Genomic DNA, 18,743 nt, shown 5'->3' on the forward strand with positions numbered 1-18,743 from the left:
GCTAAGGTCCTTCAGTAAATCAGTGAGCGACGCGGTACGCGCCGACGTGGCCTTCCACGTCTTCCACGTACACGGTGTCGCCGGAAACCACCGGCTGCGCGCGGATAGCCTTCTTGGAAAGGCGCTCGCGGCCGACGATCTTGCCATCGGTGCCGTTCAACCAGTGGATGTGGCCATCGAGATCGCCCACGACCAGATAGTTACCCTGGGCGGCCGGCGCGGTGACCCAACGCCACTTCAGGGCGTCGTTCTTCCAGATGTTGGCGCCACTGCTCTTGTCGAACGCGAACACCTGCGAGGTATCGTCCGCGCCGTACACCGAATTGTCGTGCACATCGATCGAGGTGAACGTGGAGAACTTGTGGTTCCACAGCGGGCGGCCGCTGGGGCCATCGAACGCGGCAAGGTCACCATGGTAAGCGGCGCCGTAGAGCGTGGTGCCATCGAGCGTGATAGCGCCATCGGCATCATTCAGGCGATCGATCTCGGTGCGGCCTTCGCCGCTGGCGAGGGTCTGTTCCCAGAGCTTTTCGCCGTTATCGAGACGAATGGCGACCAGCTTGCCGGCATCGCTACCCATGAAGACGACGCCGTTGGCGACGAGCAGGCGGCCATTGCCGCGCAGGCTGAGCAGCGGCACCTGCGACTGATCGTAAACCCAGCGACGCTCGCCGGTCTTGGCATCGAGGCCGTACACGCGGCCATCGTTGCAGCGGACCACGACCAGGTCACTCACCACGACCGGCGCGGTGACGACTTCCGAGGACACTTCCGCCGCCCAGCGGCGCTCGCCATCCTTCGCGCCCATGGCATACACGTGGCCATCGAGCGTGCCGACGGCGAGCAGATCGCCGCTGACGCCCGGGCCGCCGGCAAAGCGCGAATCCTCGCGCTTGTCATCGCCCCAGCCGAACCAGCCGTGCTGGCGGATGCTCTTCGACCACAGGGTCTTGCCGCTGTTCGCATCGAACGCGGCGATCTTGCCATCGGTGCTGGCGGCGTACACCACGCCATCGACCACGGCCGGGCGCATGCGGATGCCGGATTCGGCGGCACCGTCACCGACGCTGTTCTTCCACAGACGCTCAACCTTGATGGACGGCTCGAACTTTTTATCGAGCGGGGTCGGCGGTTCGACGTTTTCCTTCTTGAACGAGTGGCAGCCGGCCACAGCGGCCAGCGACGAAGTCAACGCGATTGCCCAGAAACGTTTCATGCACCCTGCTTCCCGGCCACAGCCAGATCATCGAGTTTGGTTTGAACCACACCGCGTTGCGGTGCGCTGTCGCCCATGGCGGCGATCGCCGCCTCGTAGGCCTTGCGAGCGTCATCCTGGCGTCCCAGCTTGACCAGCACATCGCCGCGGAGTTCCTGTGCGGAGGCCGCAAAGTTCTTGCCCTTGAGCGCATCGAGCGCCGTAAGCGCATCCTGCGGCTTGCCCTGGGCGTACTTGAGCTGCGCCACGCGCAGGCTCACGAGGGCCTTGAGGGTTTCATCCTTGGCATGGGCCTGGGCCCAGTCGAGGTCGCCCGCAGCCTTATCGAACTGGCCCGCCAGCACGCTGCGCTGGGCGCGTTCGCTGGCGGCGAACACGGCCCACGCCGTATCCGAGTACTCCTTCATCAGGGTCTCGGTGCGGACATCGGATTCGGTGGTCTTGTTGGTGGCGGCGGCTGCCTGCAGCGCGCTGTACTCACCGGCGGCGGCTTGCTCGTGGTTGGCGCGGTGCGACTTCCACTGCTGCCAGCCAAAGATCAGCACCAGGCCGAGAGCAATACCCACGGCAATGGAAATGCCGTTCTTGCGGAGCCACTGCTGGACGCGCTCGCCCTGTTCGTAATCGTCGTAAACGTCGAATGCCATGCAATCACCCACTGCGCCAAAAACGCAGCAAACCTTTGAAGAAACGGGCCCGAGCCGGCCGTCCGGGGACGGCGGCGCGGATCAATAGGCAAGGATACCCGAAAAGCGCCGCAAGGCGGCGCCGGGTCAATCAGTAGGCGACCGGCGCGGCCTTTCCATCTCGCACATCGACCCGGAAACGGGCGACGTTGGCGCGGCGGAAGGTTTCGATCGGCACCGGCTGGCCATCCACCGAGGCCTGGGCCCCGTTGGCGTTGCCGATACGCACATCAAGCGCGCTATCGCTGTGGTACGACTTCTGCGTACCGGCGGGGAGGATGCCGTATTCCAGGCGCTGGCCCGTGGCATCGGTCACTTCCACCCAGCTCGCCGCCGGGAGGTTGAGCGTGAGATCGTGGCCACCCTGGCCGGTAGCGGCGGCGGCCGGAGCCGCGGCACTCGTCGCCAACGGCGTCTTGGAGGCGCTGTGATCCAGTGGCGGGAACATGGCCATGCTGGCCAGCACCGGCTGCTGATCTTCCGGGTGCGACTCCGCGGGTGCTGCCGCCTGCGGCTGCGCCGCGGCGACCGCCGTAGCACTACTCGACGCCGCAGCCGGGGCATCCTGCTGGGCCACCGGCGTGGCATCCAGCGGCGCCAGGCGCGGCATGTCGCGATCGAGCGTGCCACGCACGCCCAGCCACACCATCGGCACCACGATGATCGCGGTAAGCACGACATAGGTAGCCGCCGTGACGTAACGCTCGAGCAGGTAACGCGAGTGCGAGACGCCACCGGTCACGACCAGGTCCGGCTGGCGCTGGCCCGGGGCCAGCCGGGACAATTCAGCCTGGATGGCTTCTTCGTCCACGCCCACATGGCGGCCGTACTTGGTCAGGTAGCCACTGAGGTAAACCTGATAATCGATGCCGCCGTACTCACCGGCCTCGAGCTGGCGCAGCACGCGCACAGGCAGGCGCAAGGCCTGGCCGCAGGCTTCGATGGTGTAGCCACGCGCTTCGCGGGCGGCGCGCAGGCGGGAGCCAAAATGGTCCTCGTGCGCGTGGTCGATCAGGATGCGACCGCCATCGGCCGCCTGGGAATCAGTCTGCGGGTCCATGGCATCCTCCCTGCTCTTAAAGGGCTCGATGCCGGCGAACAGATCCTGTTCGCGTCCGTCCCGACCGTTGGAATTCGACGATGCAGTGGTCATTGACGTGCAGTGGCTTCGAGAGCGTGCGCGGGTTCCGAATCCGGGAACTTTTCACGCAAGCGTTTGGCATAGTCCTGGGCAACCTCCCCGTTCCCCAGACGGAGCTCGATATCGTGACCGAGCTTCAATGCGTCGGGACTGGTCATCCCCAGTGCGTCGAAACGCTGGAGAAATGCCCTGGCCCGGAATGCATCGTTCTTAAGGTACAACACGTTCGCCATTTGAAACAGGGCGTCCGGGTTTTTCGGATTGCGATCGAGCGCCTTGCGCAGGTAAACCTCGGCGCCATCGTAGTCGTGCGCCTTGGTCGCGCACGTACCGGCGTTCGACAGCGCAATATCAGGGGTCGCGTAGAACGGATCAGCCAGGGCGCGATCGAAGAACGGCTTCGCATCGGCGGCACGTCCCTGCTTGCACAGGAAGACGGCGAGATTGTTGTTTGCGTCGCCCTTCCTGGGGTCGAGTTCCAATGCCTTGCGGTACTGGAGTTCGGCATTGGCCGGATCGTTGATGCGCTCGTAGAGCACGCCCAGCACAGTGTGTGCCGGGGCATACGTGGGATCGAACTCCACCGCCTTGTTGAGCTTGCCCATGGCACCCTCCAGGTTGCCCTGCTCCATGTACTTGGTGGCCAGGTCGGTGTGCACTTCGGCGCCGTGCCGGCGCTCATCCGCCTTCGTATCCTGCTTCAGCCGCGCCCCGGGGCCATCGCCGCCCGTCGTCACGCAGCCAGCGCACGCCATCGCGAGCGCCACAAGCATCCCCCACCGCTCAAGCCGCATTCACTACCCCTTCCTCGAGTTTCTTGCGGAACTCCGCCTGGCGGCGCGTACGGTCGACGACCTGGCCCTTCAGCTGGCCGCAGGCAGCATCGATATCGTCACCGCGGGTACGGCGGAGCATGGTAAGCACACCGGCATTCAATAGCTGGGTCTGGAACGCCCGGATTTCCTCCGGCTCCGAGCGCTCGAAACGCGTGCCCGGGAACGGATTGAACGGAATCAGGTTGACCTTGTTGGCACCTGGCAGGCGGCGCATGAACTTGATCAGCTGGCGCGCGTGTTCGGGGCGATCGTTCACGCCCTTCATCAAGGTGTATTCGAACGTAATGGTGGTACGCGGTGCGCGGCGGATGTAGCGCTCGCAGGCCCCGGCCAGCTCGGCCAGGTTGTAGCGCTTGTTGAGCGGCACCAGCTCGGTACGCAGTTCGTCGTTGGCCGCGTGCAGCGAAACGGCCAGCGACACATCGCTCTCGGCCGAGAGCTTGTCGATCATCGGCACAAGGCCGGCCGTGGAAAGGGTGACGCGCTTGCTGGCCAGGCCAAAGCCCAGGTCATCGCGCATCAGGCTCATGGCCTTCACCACGTTATCGAAATTGAGCAGCGGCTCGCCCATGCCCATCATCACCACGTTGGTGATGCGGCGCTGCTGGTGCGTGACGTTGCCCAGGAACTTGGCCGCCACCCACATCTGGCCAATGATTTCGGCCGTGGACAGGTTGCGGGAAAAACCCTGGGTTGCCGTGGAGCAGAACTGGCAATTCAGGGCGCAGCCCACCTGCGAGGACACGCATAGCGTGCCGCGGGTGGGCTCCGGGATGTACACGGTTTCGATGGCGTTGCCGCCATCCATGCCGAGCAGCCACTTGTGGGTACCGTCCACCGCACCCTTTTCGAACACGGTGGATGGCGGCCCGACATAGCAGCTGGCATTGAGCTTCTCGCGAAGGGCCTTGCCGACATCGGTCATGTTCTCGAACTTGTCTTCGAGACGGTGGTAGATCCACTTCATGACCTGGTCCGCACGATACGGCTTCTCACCCAGGCTGGCGAAGAAATCGCGCAGGCCCTGGCGATCGAAGTCGAGCAGGTTGACCTTGTCGGCAGGCGTATTCACGGCAGTTCTCAGTGCGAAACGACTTCCGAGTCGTTGAAGAAGTACTTAATTTCGTTAGCGGCGTTCTCGAGTGAATCCGAGCCGTGCACGGCATTGGCGTCGATCGATTCGGCGAAGTCGGCGCGGATGGTGCCGGCAGCCGCTTCCTTCGGGTTGGTGGCGCCCATCAGGTCACGGTTCTTGAGCACCGCGCCTTCGCCTTCCAGCGCCTGGATCATCACCGGGCCGGAGATCATGAACTCGACCAGCGCACCGAAGAACGGACGCTCCTTATGGACGGCGTAGAAGCCTTCGGCCTCTTCGCGGGTCAGCTGCTTCATCTTGGCGGCCACGATCTTGAGGCCGGCCTTTTCAAAACGGGCCAGGATTTCGCCAATGACGTTCTTCTTGACGGCGTCGGGCTTGATGATCGAAAGGGTGCGCTCCAGCGCCATACGGGTACTCCGGGAAAGGATTGAAGAAACAGATAGTGCCGGGGTCCGCTAGGACGCCCGGTGAAAGTTTGATGGCAAAGCCGTCAGGAATGACTGACTTAGCTCACGAATTCTTGACGGATTCTAGCTCATTCGCAAGCCGATTGCTTAGGTTGTGCGGCGCACATTGACCACCAAATCAGGGCAGGCGTATTCTCAAACGATCGTTTGATTCAAACTGACCCCGCCGGAGTGGCCCGCCATGACCCCTGCCCCTTATGCCTCACGTGAGCGCAGTACGAAGGAACGGATCCTGGGCGCCGCCGAGGCCCTGTTCGCCACCCACGGGTTCGCCGGGGCCTCGCTCCGCCAGGTGACCGCCGCGGCCCGGGTAAACCTCGCTGCCGTGAACTACCACTTCGGCTCCAAGGACAAGCTGATCGAGGAGGTGTTCCGCCGCCGCCTGGATGAGCTGAACAGCCGCCGCCTGGCTGCCCTGCACCGTCTCGCCGGCAAGGAAGACACCTCCCTGGAGGATGTCCTCGATGCCTACATCCGGCCCGCCCTGGACCTTTCCCGCACCGATGGGGGCGGCGCTGCCTTCGTCCGCGTGCTGGCCCGGGCCTACGCCGAGCACAATGAGACCCTGCGCCGGTTCCTCTCGGAGAACTACGGCCACATCCTGCGCCAGTTCGCCACCGAATTCGCCCGCCTGCTGCCGGGGCTGGCCAAGGAAGACATTTACTGGCGCCTGGATATCGTGACCGGCGCCCTGACCTACGCCATGGCCGACTTCGGCATCATCCAGCGCAAGAGCGATGTCGCCGAGCGCGACCACCGCGAAACCGCGGCCGAGCACCTCATCCGCTTTGCCGCCGCTGGCATGCGCAACCCATCCGTTTCGAACGCCCCGGCCAGCCGCTGAGCTGGCCCGGACGACTTTTTGCACCCTGGAGATCACCATGACCGCAACACCGCTACGCATTCGCAAGGCCGCGGTACTCGGCGCCGGCGTCATGGGCGCGCAGATTGCCGCGCACCTGACGAACGCCAACGTGGAAACCGTCCTGTTCGACCTGCCTGCCAAGGAAGGTCCGAAGAGCGGCATCGCCCTCAAGGCCATTGCCAACCTGGCCAAGCTTTCCCCGGCCCCGTTGGCTGAGAAGGCGCTGGGCGCCGCGATCATCCCGGCAAACTACGAAGATGACCTGGCCCAGCTGGCCGATGTGGACCTGGTGATCGAAGCCATCGCCGAGCGCATGGACTGGAAGCTGGACCTGTACCAGAAGATCGCCCCGCACGTGTCGAAGACCGCGGTGCTGGCCAGCAACACCTCCGGCCTGTCGATCAACGGCCTGGCCGAGGCACTGCCGGAAGAGATGCGCCACCGCTTCACCGGCGTGCACTTCTTCAACCCGCCGCGCTACATGCACCTGGTTGAGCTGATCCCGACGAAGCTGACCGACGGCGCCGTGCTTGAAGGCCTTGAAGCCTTCCTCACCACCACGCTCGGCAAGGGCGTCGTGTTCGCCAAGGACACGCCGAACTTCATCGGTAACCGCATCGGCGTGTTCTCGATGCTCTCGACCATGTTCCACACCGAGCAGTTCGGCCTGGGCTTCGATACGGTGGACGCCCTGACCGGGCCGGCCATCGGCCGCCCGAAGAGCGCCACCTTCCGCACCGCCGACGTGGTGGGCCTGGATACGCTGGCCCACGTGGTGAAGACCATGGGCGATACCCTGCCCGATGACCCCTGGCATAAATACTTCCAGCCGCCGGTGTGGCTGAAGGGCCTGATCGACAAGGGCGCCCTGGGCCAGAAGACCGGCGCGGGCTTCTACCGCAAGGCCGGCAAGGACATCGTGGTGCTCGACCTGCAGAAGCAGGATTACCGTCCGTCCGAGGGCAAGGCCTCCGATGAAGTCGCCGCCATCCTGGCCATCAAGGATCCGGCCGAGAAGTTTGCCAGGCTGCGCGCCTCATCCGATCCGCAGGCCCAGTTCCTGTGGGCCGTGTTCCGCGACCTCTTCCACTACACCGCATTCCACCTGGCCGATATCGCCGAGACGGCACGTGATGTCGATTTCGCCATCCGCTGGGGCTACGGCTGGAAGCTCGGCCCCTTCGAGATCTGGCAGTCGGCCGGCTGGCAGCAGATCGCCGGCTGGATCGCCGAGGACATCGCCGCCGGCAAGACCATGAGCAGCGCCCCGCTGCCGGCATGGGTTACGGATGGCCGCACCGGCGTGCACGGCAAGGCCGGCTCGTACTCGGCCAGCGCCAACGCCGACAAGCCGCGCTCCACCCACCCGGTCTACGCCCGCCAGGCGTTCCCGGATCCGATCCTGGGCGAGAAGTTCGACCAGGGCACCACGGTGTGGGAGAACGATGGCGTGCGGCTGTGGACCACCGGCGACGACATTGGCGTGATCTCGTTCAAGACCAAGATGCACACGGTGAACGACCACGTGCTCGATGGCATCCAGCACGCTATCGGCCTGGCAGAGCAGCAGTTCCGCGGCGTGGTGCTGTGGCAGCCCTCCGAGCCATTCTCGGCCGGTGCGGACCTGAAGGGTGCGCTGGGCCTGCTGCAGTCCGGCAAGCTGGCTGAGTTCGAAGCCATGGTGGCGAACTTCCAGGCCACCAGCATGCGCATCAAGTACTCGCTGGTGCCGGTCGTGGCCGCCGTGCGCGGCCTGGCACTGGGCGGCGGTTGCGAATTCCAGATGCACTCGGCGCGCACCGTCGCAGCGCTGGAAAGCTATATCGGCCTGGTCGAGGCCGGCGTGGGCCTGCTCCCGGCGGGTGGCGGCCTGAAAGAGCTGGCCGTGCGCGCCGCCCAGGCCAACCCGGAAGATCCGTTCGAGTACCTGAAGAAGGTGTTCGAGACCGTCGCCATGGCGAAGGTATCCACCAGCGCACTGGAGGCCAAGACGCTCGGCCTGCTGCGCAAGGAGGACATCGTGGTCTTCAACGCGTACGAACTGCTGCACGTGGCGAAGGCCCAGGCACGGGCGCTGGCTGAATCCGGTTACCGTCCGCCGATGCCGGCACGCGCCATCCCGGCCGCGGGCGATACCAGCACCGCCACCTTCAAGTCGTCGCTGGCCAACATGGCCGAGGGCTACTTCGCCTCCCCGCACGACATCAACATTGCCAGCCGCATCGCCGACACGCTCTCGGGCGGCCGTATCGAACGCGGTTCGGCAGTGGATGAAGAGTGGCTGCTCTCGCTCGAGCGCAAGCATTTCGTCGAGCTGGCCCAGACCGAAAAGACCCAGGCCCGCATCGCCCACACGATGACGACGGGCAAGCCGCTGCGTAACTGACGCGATTCGCGCTCTACGCCAACGACCTGCCCACTTATTAGGAACCACCCCATGAGCAAGCAAGTGCAAGACGCCTACATCGTCGCCGCCACCCGCACGCCGGTTGGCAAGGCGCCGCGCGGCGTATTCCGCAACACCCGCCCCGATGACCTGCTCGCCCACGTGATCCGTGGCGTCATGGAGCAGGCGCCCGGCATCGACCCGGCGCTGATCGCCGACGCGATCATCGGCTGCGCCATGCCCGAAGCCGAGCAAGGCATGAACGTCGCGCGCATCGGCGTGTTGCTGGCCGGCCTGCCCGAGCAGGTGCCAGGCGTTACCATCAACCGCTTCTGCTCCTCCGGTGTGCAGGCCATTGCGATGGCCGCCGACCGCATCCGCCTGGGCGAAGCCGACCTGATGCTCGCCGGCGGTACCGAGTCGATGAGCATGGTGCCGATGATGGGCCACAAGATCGCCATGAACCCGGCGATCTTCGAGAACGACGAGAACCGCGCCATCGCCTTCGGCATGGGCATCACCGCCGAGAAAGTGGCCGAACGCTGGAAGGTCAGCCGCGAAGACCAGGATGCGTTCGCGCTGCAGTCGCACCAGCGCGCGCTGGCCGCCATCCAGAACGGCGAGTTCAAGGACGAGATCACCCCGTTCCAGCTCGACGACCGCTACCCGGACCTTAAGAACCGTACGGTGAAGGAAGACCGCCGGATCATCTCGATCGACGAAGGCCCGCGTGCCGATACCTCGCTCGAGGTGCTCGGCAAGCTGCGCCCGGTGTTCCGTAACGGCCAGTTCGGCGGGTCGGTGACCGCGGGCAACTCGTCGCAGATGTCCGACGGCGCCGGTGCACTGCTGCTCGCCTCGGAAAAAGCGATCAAGGACTACGGCCTGACTCCGCTGGCCCGTTTCGTCGGCTTCTCCGTGGCCGGCGTGGCGCCGGACATCATGGGCATTGGACCGAAGGAAGCGATTCCCAAGGCGCTCAAGCAGACCGGCATCACCCAGGACCAGTTGGACTGGATCGAGCTCAACGAGGCCTTCGCTGCCCAGGCGCTGGCGGTTATCCGCGACCTCGGCCTGGATACCTCGAAGGTGAACCCGCTGGGCGGTGCCATCGCCCTCGGCCACCCGCTGGGTGCCACCGGCGCCATCCGCGCCGCCACGCTGATCCACGGCCTGCGCCGCCGCAAGCAGAAGTACGGCATGGTGACCATGTGCATCGGCACCGGCATGGGCGCCGCCGGCATCTTCGAAGCGCTGTAAAAAGAAATGTAGGAGCGCGCTTGCGCGCGAAAAGCCAACGAAGCGGTGAAGCGGTAAAGCCGTGAAGCCACGACGCCACGCCCATCGCGCGTTACCCCTCTTCGCGCGCAGGCGCGCTCCTACAGATGCACGACGAACCCATCGGCGGTAGGCTCCTGCCCATGCACGGCATCCACACCATCGACACCGGCTTCGGCCGCCCGGCGTTCGACGCCGCCTACCTGGTGGTGGAGCACGGCCGGGGCGCGATCATCGATAGCGGCACCACGCATTCCGTGCCCCGCTTCCTCGACGCGATTCACGCCGCCGACCTGCGGCCCGCGGATATCGACTGGGTGATACTCACCCACGTCCACCTGGACCACGCCGGTGGTGCCGGCGAGCTCATGAAGCACCTGCCAAACGCCATGCTTGCGGTGCATCCGCGCGGCGCGCGGCACATGATGGATCCTTCCGTACTGATCGCCGGCGCCACCGGGGTCTATGGCGAGGAGGCCGTACGCCGTGACTACGGCACGATCGTGCCGGTGCCTAAGGATCGGGTTATCGAGGCGACGGATGGCTTCGTTGTCGACCTGGCGGGCCGCGCCCTGCTCTGCCTGGATACACCGGGCCATGCGAAGCACCATATCGCCATCCATGACGACCGTGCCAGCGCGTTCTTCACTGGCGACATCTTCGGCCTGTCGTACCGCGAATTCGATACAGCCAACGGACCCTTCATCATCCCCACCACCTCCCCGGTGCAGTTCGATCCGGACGAAGCGCACGCCTCCATCGAGCGCATGATGCGCTACGAGCCACAGGCGATGTACCTCACCCATTACGACCGGGTCGAGGACGTGAAGCGCCTGGCGCGGGACCTGCACGAACAGATCGATGCCATGGTGGCGATCGCGAAGCGTCACGCGGAAGATCCGGACCGCGAGGCGCGCATCGCTGCCGCGTTCGCCGACCTGTATGTGGGGCGGGCGAAAAAGCACGGCGTGGCCATGAGCACGGAGGACATCACCAAACTCCTCCGGATCGACATCAAGCTAAATGCGCAGGGCATCGTCGTTTGGCTAGATAAGGCGGCAAAACTGTAGGAGCCCGCTTGCGCGCGATGGGTGCTTGCGAGAACGTGGATCGCGCGCAAGCGCGCTCCTACACGAGCCTCGCTAGCCCTCCAGCCGCGCCTTGAACCAGTCCGCCAACTCCATCCGCCAATAAGTACCCTGCGCCGCCAGATACCCAAACGGCCGGTGCACCGGCTCCAAGCCGAACGCCGCATAGGCTGGCACCGATTTCTCACCCGACGCGATCGCATCAGCCAACGTCTCGCCCGCCGCGCACGTCGGCGCCAGGCCATGGCCGCCAAAGGCCTGCGCGTACCACAGGCCGTTGCCATGCGTACCCACCTGGGGCATCTCATGCCGGGCGTAGCTCATCAGCCCTGACCATGCGTGCTCCACCTTTACGCCTTTCAAGGTCGGGAACACCTTTTCGAGATCGTGGGTGAGCAGCTTCTGCACGGCGCGCGGGCTGCGGTCACGCACCGAGATGCGCCCACCCCAAAGCAGTCGCGTATCCTGGAGCGGCCGGTAGTAATCGAACGCGAAGCGGGTGTCGTACACCGCTGCCTGCGTGCGCAGGCACTCGGCAAGCCGCGGGCCCAACGGTTCCGTCACCATCACATACGTCGCGATCGGCAATACGGCACGATCGATACGCCGGTCAAGGCCTGCCAGATAGCCGCCGCACGCGAGTACCACGTTCGGCGTTTCGATCTCCGCATCGCCAACCCGCAGTATCCAGCGCGGTCCGCGACGCTCGAGCATGCGCACACGTGAGCCTTCGTGGATGGACACGCCCGCCGTTTCCGCCGCTTGCGCCAGGCCGCGGGCATACGCCAGCGGATCGATATGCAGCGCGTTCCGCTCGTACAGGCCATCGTGGTATCGGCGGCTGTGGACGAACTCGTGCATGGCATCCGCCGGAATCCATTGCCACTCCGAACCGTAGTGCTCCGCAAGCAGTTTCTGGCGTGCACTGAGCAGGTTCGCGTCACGGAACCAGTTAGCCCAGACGACGCCCGCATCCACCATGTCGCATGCGATGCCAAGCGTCGTGATGCGCTGGCGGATCAGGTTCACCGCCGCAACGGTTCGCCCATACAGGTCGCGGGCGCTTGGCTCACCGAGCTTCTCGAGCAGTGCTCGCTCGCCCAGTGAATACCCGGCGAACACAAACCCGCCATTCCGCCCCGATGCGCCGAAGCCGATGGCCTGGGCCTCAAGCAGTACCACGTCCCGGACACCGCGTGCCGCCAGGCCAAGGGCTGTGTTCAAGCCGGCAAAGCCACCGCCCACGACGACGACCGCCGCCTCCCGTTTGCCTTGCGGCGCTGGACGGGGCGTGGGGGCGGCCTGGCGGGCGTGGTACCACGACGCCATGTAAGGGAATCCTGACAGAACGGAGGGTCGTTGTACGACACGGCGAGCCCGCCGGGAAGTACCCGGGCGGGAGTATCATCCGCAAACCACTCCACGAAGCCCGCCGCATGAGCCTCACGCCTCCCATCGATTTGCAGCGCTGGATCGACGAGCACCGCGCCCTGCTGAAGCCTCCCGTTGGCAACAAGTGCATCGTGGATGGCGATTTCATCATCATGATCGTCGGTGGCCCCAACGCGCGCACCGATTACCACTACGACGAAGGCCCGGAGTTCTTCTACCAGCTCGAGGGCGAGATGGTGCTGAAGGTGCAGGACGAGGGCATGGCGAAGGACATCCCGATCAGCGCGGGCCAGGTGTTCTACCTGCCGGCACGGGTGCCGCACTCGCCCCAGCGCATGCCCAACTCGGTGGGCCTGGTGATCGAGCGCCGCCGGCTCAACGGCGAGCGCGATGGCCTCATGTGGTTCTGCGAGAACTGCAACACCAAGCTGTTCGAGCGTTACTTCGAGCTCAAGAGCATCGAATCGGACTTCCCACCGGTATTCGATACCTTCTACCGCGACGAACAGGCCCGCACCTGCCCCAACTGCGGCACCGTGCACCCCGCGCCTGCCCGGTACGCCGAGGCGTAAGCCGCCACCAGGCCCCTGTAGGAGCGCGCTCGCGCGCGATAGGGCGCACGGCGAGCCCCCATGGCGCGCAAGCGCGCTCCTACCATAGCGCGCCTACGTAACAGCTCAGCGTGCCAGCCACTTGCGTGCCATGCGCCGCAGCGATTCGTCGCTCGCCTCATCCACGGCAATATCCGCGATATCGCGCCACGCCAGCCCAAGCGATTCCTCGTTCGCGGCGAACGCCTCCGAACCCCGCGCCACGACCACGTAGCGCGCGTCGTAGTGCCAGTGCTCCGGCTCCGTCCCGCGAGCCGGGATGACGTGCCGGTCGACGTCAAACAGCGTTGGTATCACCTCCAGATCGGTCAGCCCCGTTTCTTCCTCCGCCTCGCGCAGCGCCACGCTGGCCAGGTCGGCCTCGCCATCGGCATGGCCGCCCGGCTGTAGCCAGCGCTGCAGCTTGCGGTGGTGCATCAGCAGCACACGCTGCCCATCCGCACTTACCAGCCACGCCGAGCCCGTGAAATGCCCCGCGAGCGTTTCGCGGTGGAACGGCTGTGCCTCGGTGGCAAGCCACCGGGTGAAATGCGTGACATCCGATTCACCGGGATGGCGGCCGGCGTAGGCCACCAGGGCGGTGGCGAGGGGCACAAACAAGGGATCCATCAGGGAATTCCGACTGAGCATGAGCGTATTTTCGCACGCCATTTTCAGACATATCCGATGTCGCTGGCTATCCGCCTCTCCCTAGCATGGCTGGGTGCGCAAGGAGCGCACCGACCTTCCCGCAGCCGCACAGCTGCCCCATGCATGGAGCCGCGCATGTCGTCCCGCCTTTCTCGCAATACCCTCTACGCCATCCTTCTGCTCACCGTGGCACCCGCGACCGCGCTCGCCAGCAGCGAACACCCGGCACCCAACTTCACCGGCCCCCTGGTAACCCCGGCCGTCAACACCCTGCCCGCCGGCATGCTCAACGTCGAGCCATACCTCATCTATACCAATGTGCGCGGCCACTACGGCAACGCCGGTGCACGCCACACCCGCCACGACCACGCGCGCCAATGGCAGGTAGCGTTGCCCATGATCTACGGCCTTGGCGATACCACCGCATTACAGCTAACCCTCAGCGCCGGCCGTACCTCAACCCACGGCGGCCATACCGACGGTATGCGCATGGGCGATTCTGCCCTCAGGCTCCAGCAACGGCTGACGGACGCCGGTGATGGCACCGGCTGGGTGACGGCGGTCTCGCTCGCACAGCGACTGCCGACGGGCCAATACCACCACCTGGATACCAATCCGCTGAACGGCCTCGGCAATGGCATGGCGCGCACGACACTGGCCTACGGCGTGCAAAAGCTGCAGTGGCTGCCCGATGGCCAGGCGCTGCGCTGGCGCGGCCAGGTCGCGTGGAGCCCCTCACCAGGGCGCATTCATGTCCATGGCAGCAGTGTCTACGGCACCGGTCGCGGCTTCCATGGCACCGTGCGCCAGGGGCAGGCGTGGAGCGCCTCCGCCGCCGCCGAGTACGCACTCAATGCGCAGTGGGTCCTGGTGGGTGAAGCCATCCTCAATCGCACCGGCACGGTCCATGTGGCCGGGAGTGACGCGTGGGGGCGCTATCGCCACCACGATCACAACCCCACGGAAGAACTCAGCCTCGCGCCTGCCGTGGAATACCACTTCAGCTCCACCCTGGGCCTCATCGCGGGCGTGCAGTTCACCGTCGCAGGACGCAATGCGCCTGCGTACGTGGCACCGCAAGCCGCACTGAATATGGTGTTCTGACACACCACCCTCGTTCCATCACAACCGCCGTAAGTCATGGTGACTTCCGCCGCCCTCCGTGCAAGGCCTTGGAAGGCCTCGCAATGCAGCTTGTACGGCCGTGCCCCGCTGGGCTATGGTGCCGTGCCGACTCACCGGGGGCGGCGTTCCATCATGGCTGCCACGGCGGTCCCAATAATAAAGAGCACTTCCGGCAGTAGGGGAGACACATGTTGAAACACCTGTTCGCGACGCATCCCATCGAGGCCGCGCCGCACGTTGATGCTGGTGAGCATATTGAGACCGGCGCCCACGGCGATGGCGGCCTCAAGCGCGTACTCACCGCAAAGCACCTGATTCTCCTCGGCATCGGCGCCGTGATCGGTGCGGGTATTTTCGTCATCACCGGCCAGGCGGCCGCGATGCACGCCGGCCCCGCCCTCGTTATCAGCTTCATAATCGCAGGCTTCGCCTGCGCACTGGCCGGCCTTTGCTACGCCGAGTTTGCGGCCATGCTGCCGGTCTCGGGCAGCGCCTATTCCTATTCCTATGCCACGCTCGGCGAGTACGTCGCCTGGTTCGTGGGCTGGAACCTCGTCCTCGAGTATCTCTTCGCCGCGGCCACGGTCGCCGCAGGCTGGTCGGGCTACTTCAACGAACTGCTTGGCCTGATCGGCGGCCTGATCGGCAGCGACATCACCCTGCCCGCCACGTTGTCGTCGGCGCCGTTCCAGTTCGTCGAAGGCCACATCCAGGCCACCGGCGCACTGATCAACCTGCCAGCGGTCGTCATCATCGCTGCGCTGTCGGGCCTGTGTTACGTCGGTATCACGCAGTCGGCCTTCGTCAACTCGATCATCGTCACGATCAAGGTCACCGTCATCCTGCTGTTCCTGGCCTTCGCCATCAAGGTCGTGAACCCGGCGAACTGGCATCCGTTCATCCCGCCGAACGAAGGCGAAGGCGTGTTCGGCTGGAGCGGCATCTTCCGCGCCGCCACCATCGTGTTCTTCTCCTACGTGGGCTTCGATGCGGTCTCCACCGCCGCAGGTGAAGCAAAGAATCCGCAGCGCGACATGCCGATCGGCATCCTCGGTTCGCTCGCCATCTGCACCGTGCTGTACATCGCCGTGGCCCTGGTGCTTACCGGTATCGCGCCGTTCCGCATCCTGAACACGCCGGAGCCGGTGGCGACCGCCCTGGGCCTGTACCCGCAGCTGTCGTGGCTGAAGTTCATCGTGGTGGTTGGCGCCATCACCGGCCTTTCGTCGGTGATCCTGGTGATGCTGATGGGCCTGCCGCGCATCTTCTTCTCCATGGCACGCGACGGCCTGCTGCCGCAGGGCATGGCCAAGGTGCATCCGAAGTTCCGCACGCCGTACCTTGGCACGATCATCGTGGGCGTCGCCGCCGCCGCCATGGCCGGCCTGTTCCCGGTCAGCGTGCTGGGTGAGCTGGTTTCCATGGGTACGCTGCTGGCCTTCGCCACGGTGTGCATCGGCATCCTGATCCTGCGCTACACCCGCCCGGACCTGCCGCGCAGCTTCCGCGTACCGATGGTGTGGCCGATCTCGATCTTCGGCGCCCTCGCCTGCATCTACCTGTTCTGGCAGGCGTTTGAAGAACATTGGCGCCTGATGGTCGGCTGGATCATCATCGGCCAGCTCATTTACTTCGGCTACGGCTACGCGCACAGCAAGCTGCGCAAGTCGCTCGGCTGATTCACAGAACCACCCGGGAAGGCCGGCGATCACTCGCCGGCCTTCCCTGTTTTAAAGCTATCCTCCCTTTCGCCACCTTGATCCGAGCCCTCCATGCTCAAACAGCTACTCGCCAAGAAAAGCCCGCAAGCCGAACCCGATGATGCCCACGGTCCCGCCCTGCGACGGACACTGGGGCCCTGGGGGCTGACGGCGCTTGGCATTGGCGCGGTGATCGGCGGCGGCATTTTCGTGATCACGGGCGTGGCCGCGGCAGAGCATGCTGGCCCGGCCATCATCCTTTCCTTCATCCTCGCGGCCATCTGCAGCGTGTTCACCGCGTTGTGCTACGCCGAGTTCGCTTCACTGATCCCGGTCTCAGGCAGTGCCTATTCCTACGCCTACGCCACGCTGGGCGAAGGCGCCGCGTGGTTCATCGGCTGGAACCTCATCCTGGAGTACGGCGTCTCCGCCTCCGCCGTGGCGGTGAGCTGGACCGGATACTTCGTGAGCCTGCTCGACCATGTCGGCATCCACATCCCACCGGCGCTCACCAATGCGCCGCTGGATTTCGTCGACGGCCACCTGGTGACCACCGGCGCGCTGTTCAACCTGCCTGCCGTGGGTATCACGCTGGCGCTCACCTGGCTTTGCTACGTGGGAATCAAGGAATCCACCGGCCTGAACATGGCCATGGTGCTGCTCAAGGTCGCGCTGATCATCGTGGTGATCATCGTTGGCGCAAGCCACATTGATACCAGCAACTGGCATCCGTTCATTCCGGAAAACCAGGGCGGCGACAAGTACGGCTGGCCGGGCATCCTGCGCGGCGCGTCGATGGTGTTCTTCGCTTACATCGGTTTCGAGGCCACCTCCACGGCGGCGCAGGAATCAAAGAACCCGCAGCGCGACATGCCGATCGGCACGCTCGCATCGCTCGGCATCTGCACCGTGCTCTATATCGCCATGGCCGCGGTGTTGACCGGCCTGGTGCCGTTCGCGCAGCTCGATACCGCCGAGCCCGTCGTCACCGCCATCCGCAACCATCCGGAACTGAGCTGGCTGCGCGGCATCGTGGAAGTCGGCGCACTCATCGGCCTGTCGTCCGTCGTACTGGTCATGATCATTGCGCAGCCGCGCATCTTCATGATCATGGGCCGCGACGGGTTGCTGCCGAAAGTGTTCACGACCATTCATCCGAAGTACCGCACGCCGCATCTCAACACGATCATTACCGGCGTGGGCATCGCGGCGCTTGCTGCCGTGTTCCCGCTCAACCTGCTCGGCGATCTCACGTCGATGGGCACGCTGGTCGCGTTCAGTGCGGTATGCATTGGCGTGCTGATCCTGCGTCGTACCGCACCGGATATTCCGCGCTCGTTCCGCGTGCCGTTCGCACCCGTGACGTGCGCACTCGGCGTGCTCAGCTGCATCTTCCTGCTGTGGTCGATGGGCATTCGCAACTGGGTGTTGATGGGAGTTTGGACGGTGCTTGGTGTCGTCGTGTACTTCGCTTATAGCTACCGGCACAGTCGTCTGCGACGGCCCTCCTGAGGCCCGGATCGCACACAGGCGCGCTTCTCCAACGAAGCTTTAACACTTTCGCTTAACTTGTTGTTTTTGCGACAGAAGGCGCAAAAACAACATCGTCATTTAACTGCCATTGGCCGGTCGCGCCCGGAGGGGAGTATGATCCCGGTTCCGTGGGTAAATCACTTGGCAGTGGGCCCCGGATTGCCGCCCAGCGCGTCAGGCGGGTCAGCTCCTCGGCCTGGCGCGCTTGGGCAGCATTTTGTTTCACCCAATGAAAAGGCCAGCCCTGCGGCTGGCCTTTCTGTTTCCGGATTGAACCCGCCGGGCGGCGCGGTGCTCAGATCATGACGGCGTGAGACACGCACCAGCCCTTCGCCGCGACGGCCTTGCCCGGGAACAGCTGGCACGGGCCCCAGGCGCCACCGGCCTTGCCCTGGTAAAAGTTACAGTTGAAACAAGCATCACCCGGCGCCTTCTTGCCCTGGGCCTTGCTGCCGTCTTCGACGTATTTCAGGGCCGAGGCCGTGGGGTCAGACGGGGAAAGGTGCGGCAGGTCCTGCGCCCCGGCCAGCCGGGGGAGCCCGCCGAGTACGGTGGCGGCGGCTACAGTTCCAGCGGCAGCCTTGAGGAAACGGCGGCGGCCCTCGATGTTGTCATGGTCGTTCTGCGACATGGATCAGCCTTCTGCAGGGGATGCCCGCATCCTACGCAAATCGCAAAACTGAAATGGTT

The 18,743-nt window shown here is 65.0% G+C and carries 17 protein-coding genes; 8 read left to right on the plus strand and 9 right to left on the minus strand.

The features are described from left to right. Window positions 1-19: 19 nt before the first annotated feature. The 6 genes from bamB to ndk form a co-directional block, all read right to left on the minus strand. Entirely contained in the window at window positions 20-1,216 is a 1,197-nt protein-coding gene (bamB, locus tag ABIE56_RS00085) for an outer membrane protein assembly factor BamB (protein ID WP_429241786.1), read from the minus strand. After that, window positions 1,213-1,863, minus strand: coding sequence for a YfgM family protein (locus tag ABIE56_RS00090; RefSeq protein ID WP_429241787.1), 651 nt, complete (start codon window positions 1,861-1,863; stop codon window positions 1,213-1,215). The genes bamB and ABIE56_RS00090 overlap by 4 nt, the downstream gene beginning before the upstream one ends. 130 nt (window positions 1,864-1,993) lie before the next feature. Continuing rightward, window positions 1,994-2,962 carry a helix-turn-helix domain-containing protein gene (locus ABIE56_RS00095; RefSeq protein WP_429241788.1) on the minus strand — a complete coding sequence of 323 codons (969 nt, stop codon included), beginning with the start codon at window positions 2,960-2,962 and terminating at the stop codon, window positions 1,994-1,996. Window positions 2,963-3,051: 89 nt separating this feature from the next. Further along, window positions 3,052-3,816, minus strand: coding sequence for a type IV pilus biogenesis/stability protein PilW (gene pilW, locus ABIE56_RS00100; RefSeq protein ID WP_429241789.1), 765 nt, complete (start codon window positions 3,814-3,816; stop codon window positions 3,052-3,054). 10 nt (window positions 3,817-3,826) lie between these two features. Next, a complete protein-coding gene (gene rlmN / locus ABIE56_RS00105) occupies window positions 3,827-4,951 on the minus strand; it encodes a 23S rRNA (adenine(2503)-C(2))-methyltransferase RlmN (RefSeq protein ID WP_247426368.1) in 1,125 nt (374 codons plus the stop codon). 8 nt (window positions 4,952-4,959) lie between these two features. After that, window positions 4,960-5,385, minus strand: a complete 426-nt coding sequence (gene ndk / locus ABIE56_RS00110; RefSeq protein ID WP_429241790.1) for a nucleoside-diphosphate kinase — start codon at window positions 5,383-5,385, stop codon at window positions 4,960-4,962. Between the two features lie 241 nt (window positions 5,386-5,626). On the opposite strand from ndk, the gene ABIE56_RS00115 reads away from it, so the two are divergent. From ABIE56_RS00115 to ABIE56_RS00130, 4 genes are all read left to right on the plus strand, one after another. Further along, entirely contained in the window at window positions 5,627-6,289 is a 663-nt protein-coding gene (locus tag ABIE56_RS00115) for a TetR/AcrR family transcriptional regulator (RefSeq protein WP_429241791.1), read from the plus strand. A gap of 37 nt (window positions 6,290-6,326) precedes the next feature. Further along, window positions 6,327-8,696 (plus strand): 3-hydroxyacyl-CoA dehydrogenase/enoyl-CoA hydratase family protein, encoded by a 2,370-nt coding sequence (locus ABIE56_RS00120; protein ID WP_429241792.1) that lies wholly within the window; start codon window positions 6,327-6,329, stop codon window positions 8,694-8,696. A gap of 51 nt (window positions 8,697-8,747) precedes the next feature. After that, window positions 8,748-9,956 carry an acetyl-CoA C-acyltransferase gene (locus tag ABIE56_RS00125; protein WP_429241793.1) on the plus strand — a complete coding sequence of 403 codons (1,209 nt, stop codon included), beginning with the start codon at window positions 8,748-8,750 and terminating at the stop codon, window positions 9,954-9,956. Window positions 9,957-10,081: 125 nt separating this feature from the next. After that, the gene (locus ABIE56_RS00130; protein ID WP_429241794.1) at window positions 10,082-11,044 is read left to right on the plus strand and encodes an MBL fold metallo-hydrolase; all 963 of its coding nucleotides are present in this window, start codon (window positions 10,082-10,084) and stop codon (window positions 11,042-11,044) included. Between the two features lie 72 nt (window positions 11,045-11,116). On the opposite strand, the gene ABIE56_RS00135 is transcribed toward ABIE56_RS00130, so the two are convergent. Continuing rightward, entirely contained in the window at window positions 11,117-12,391 is a 1,275-nt protein-coding gene (locus ABIE56_RS00135) for an NAD(P)/FAD-dependent oxidoreductase (protein WP_429241795.1), read from the minus strand. Between the two features lie 107 nt (window positions 12,392-12,498). On the opposite strand from ABIE56_RS00135, the gene ABIE56_RS00140 reads away from it, so the two are divergent. Then, window positions 12,499-13,026, plus strand: coding sequence for a 3-hydroxyanthranilate 3,4-dioxygenase (locus tag ABIE56_RS00140; protein WP_429241796.1), 528 nt, complete (start codon window positions 12,499-12,501; stop codon window positions 13,024-13,026). Window positions 13,027-13,131: 105 nt separating this feature from the next. Here ABIE56_RS00140 and ABIE56_RS00145 read toward each other — a convergent pair whose 3' ends face one another. Continuing rightward, on the minus strand, window positions 13,132-13,674 hold the full coding sequence (locus tag ABIE56_RS00145) for an NUDIX hydrolase (protein ID WP_429241797.1): 543 nt from the start codon (window positions 13,672-13,674) through the stop codon (window positions 13,132-13,134). A gap of 156 nt (window positions 13,675-13,830) precedes the next feature. Between ABIE56_RS00145 and ABIE56_RS00150 the strand changes: the two genes are divergently transcribed. The 3 genes from ABIE56_RS00150 (at window position 13,831) to ABIE56_RS00160 (ending at window position 18,032) form a co-directional block, all read left to right on the plus strand. Next, on the plus strand, window positions 13,831-14,799 hold the full coding sequence (locus ABIE56_RS00150; RefSeq protein WP_429241798.1) for a hypothetical protein: 969 nt from the start codon (window positions 13,831-13,833) through the stop codon (window positions 14,797-14,799). A gap of 209 nt (window positions 14,800-15,008) precedes the next feature. Beyond that, window positions 15,009-16,499, plus strand: a complete 1,491-nt coding sequence (locus ABIE56_RS00155; protein WP_429241799.1) for an amino acid permease — start codon at window positions 15,009-15,011, stop codon at window positions 16,497-16,499. A 93-nt stretch (window positions 16,500-16,592) separates the two neighbouring features. Next, complete coding sequence (locus ABIE56_RS00160) at window positions 16,593-18,032, plus strand: amino acid permease (RefSeq protein ID WP_429241800.1); 1,440 nt, start codon at window positions 16,593-16,595, stop codon at window positions 18,030-18,032. Window positions 18,033-18,348: 316 nt separating this feature from the next. On the opposite strand, the gene ABIE56_RS00165 is transcribed toward ABIE56_RS00160, so the two are convergent. After that, the gene (locus ABIE56_RS00165; protein ID WP_429241801.1) at window positions 18,349-18,684 is read right to left on the minus strand and encodes a high-potential iron-sulfur protein; all 336 of its coding nucleotides are present in this window, start codon (window positions 18,682-18,684) and stop codon (window positions 18,349-18,351) included. Between the last annotated feature and the right edge of the window lie 59 nt (window positions 18,685-18,743).

Origin of the sequence: Luteibacter sp. 621 (assembly GCF_050435445.1) — a bacterium.
GTDB lineage: Bacteria > Pseudomonadota > Gammaproteobacteria > Xanthomonadales > Rhodanobacteraceae > Luteibacter.

Excerpts from the sequence above, each read along its gene's own strand:
- bamB (WP_429241786.1), bottom strand. The coding sequence starts at position 1,216 with ATGAAACGTTTCTGGGCAATCGCGTTGACTTCGTCGCTGGCCGCTGTG.
- ABIE56_RS00090 (WP_429241787.1), bottom strand. The coding sequence starts at position 1,863 with ATGGCATTCGACGTTTACGACGATTACGAACAGGGCGAGCGCGTCCAG.
- ABIE56_RS00155 (WP_429241799.1), top strand. The coding sequence starts at position 15,009 with ATGTTGAAACACCTGTTCGCGACGCATCCCATCGAGGCCGCGCCGCAC.
- pilW (WP_429241789.1), bottom strand. The coding sequence starts at position 3,816 with ATGCTTGTGGCGCTCGCGATGGCGTGCGCTGGCTGCGTGACGACGGGC.
- ndk (WP_429241790.1), bottom strand. The coding sequence starts at position 5,385 with ATGGCGCTGGAGCGCACCCTTTCGATCATCAAGCCCGACGCCGTCAAG.
- ABIE56_RS00140 (WP_429241796.1), top strand. The coding sequence starts at position 12,499 with ATGAGCCTCACGCCTCCCATCGATTTGCAGCGCTGGATCGACGAGCAC.
- ABIE56_RS00130 (WP_429241794.1), top strand. The coding sequence starts at position 10,082 with ATGCACGACGAACCCATCGGCGGTAGGCTCCTGCCCATGCACGGCATC.
- ABIE56_RS00095 (WP_429241788.1), bottom strand. The coding sequence starts at position 2,962 with ATGGACCCGCAGACTGATTCCCAGGCGGCCGATGGCGGTCGCATCCTG.
- ABIE56_RS00120 (WP_429241792.1), top strand. The coding sequence starts at position 6,327 with ATGACCGCAACACCGCTACGCATTCGCAAGGCCGCGGTACTCGGCGCC.
- ABIE56_RS00150 (WP_429241798.1), top strand. The coding sequence starts at position 13,831 with ATGTCGTCCCGCCTTTCTCGCAATACCCTCTACGCCATCCTTCTGCTC.
- ABIE56_RS00145 (WP_429241797.1), bottom strand. The coding sequence starts at position 13,674 with ATGGATCCCTTGTTTGTGCCCCTCGCCACCGCCCTGGTGGCCTACGCC.
- ABIE56_RS00165 (WP_429241801.1), bottom strand. The coding sequence starts at position 18,684 with ATGTCGCAGAACGACCATGACAACATCGAGGGCCGCCGCCGTTTCCTC.
- ABIE56_RS00125 (WP_429241793.1), top strand. The coding sequence starts at position 8,748 with ATGAGCAAGCAAGTGCAAGACGCCTACATCGTCGCCGCCACCCGCACG.
- ABIE56_RS00160 (WP_429241800.1), top strand. The coding sequence starts at position 16,593 with ATGCTCAAACAGCTACTCGCCAAGAAAAGCCCGCAAGCCGAACCCGAT.
- ABIE56_RS00115 (WP_429241791.1), top strand. The coding sequence starts at position 5,627 with ATGACCCCTGCCCCTTATGCCTCACGTGAGCGCAGTACGAAGGAACGG.
- ABIE56_RS00135 (WP_429241795.1), bottom strand. The coding sequence starts at position 12,391 with ATGGCGTCGTGGTACCACGCCCGCCAGGCCGCCCCCACGCCCCGTCCA.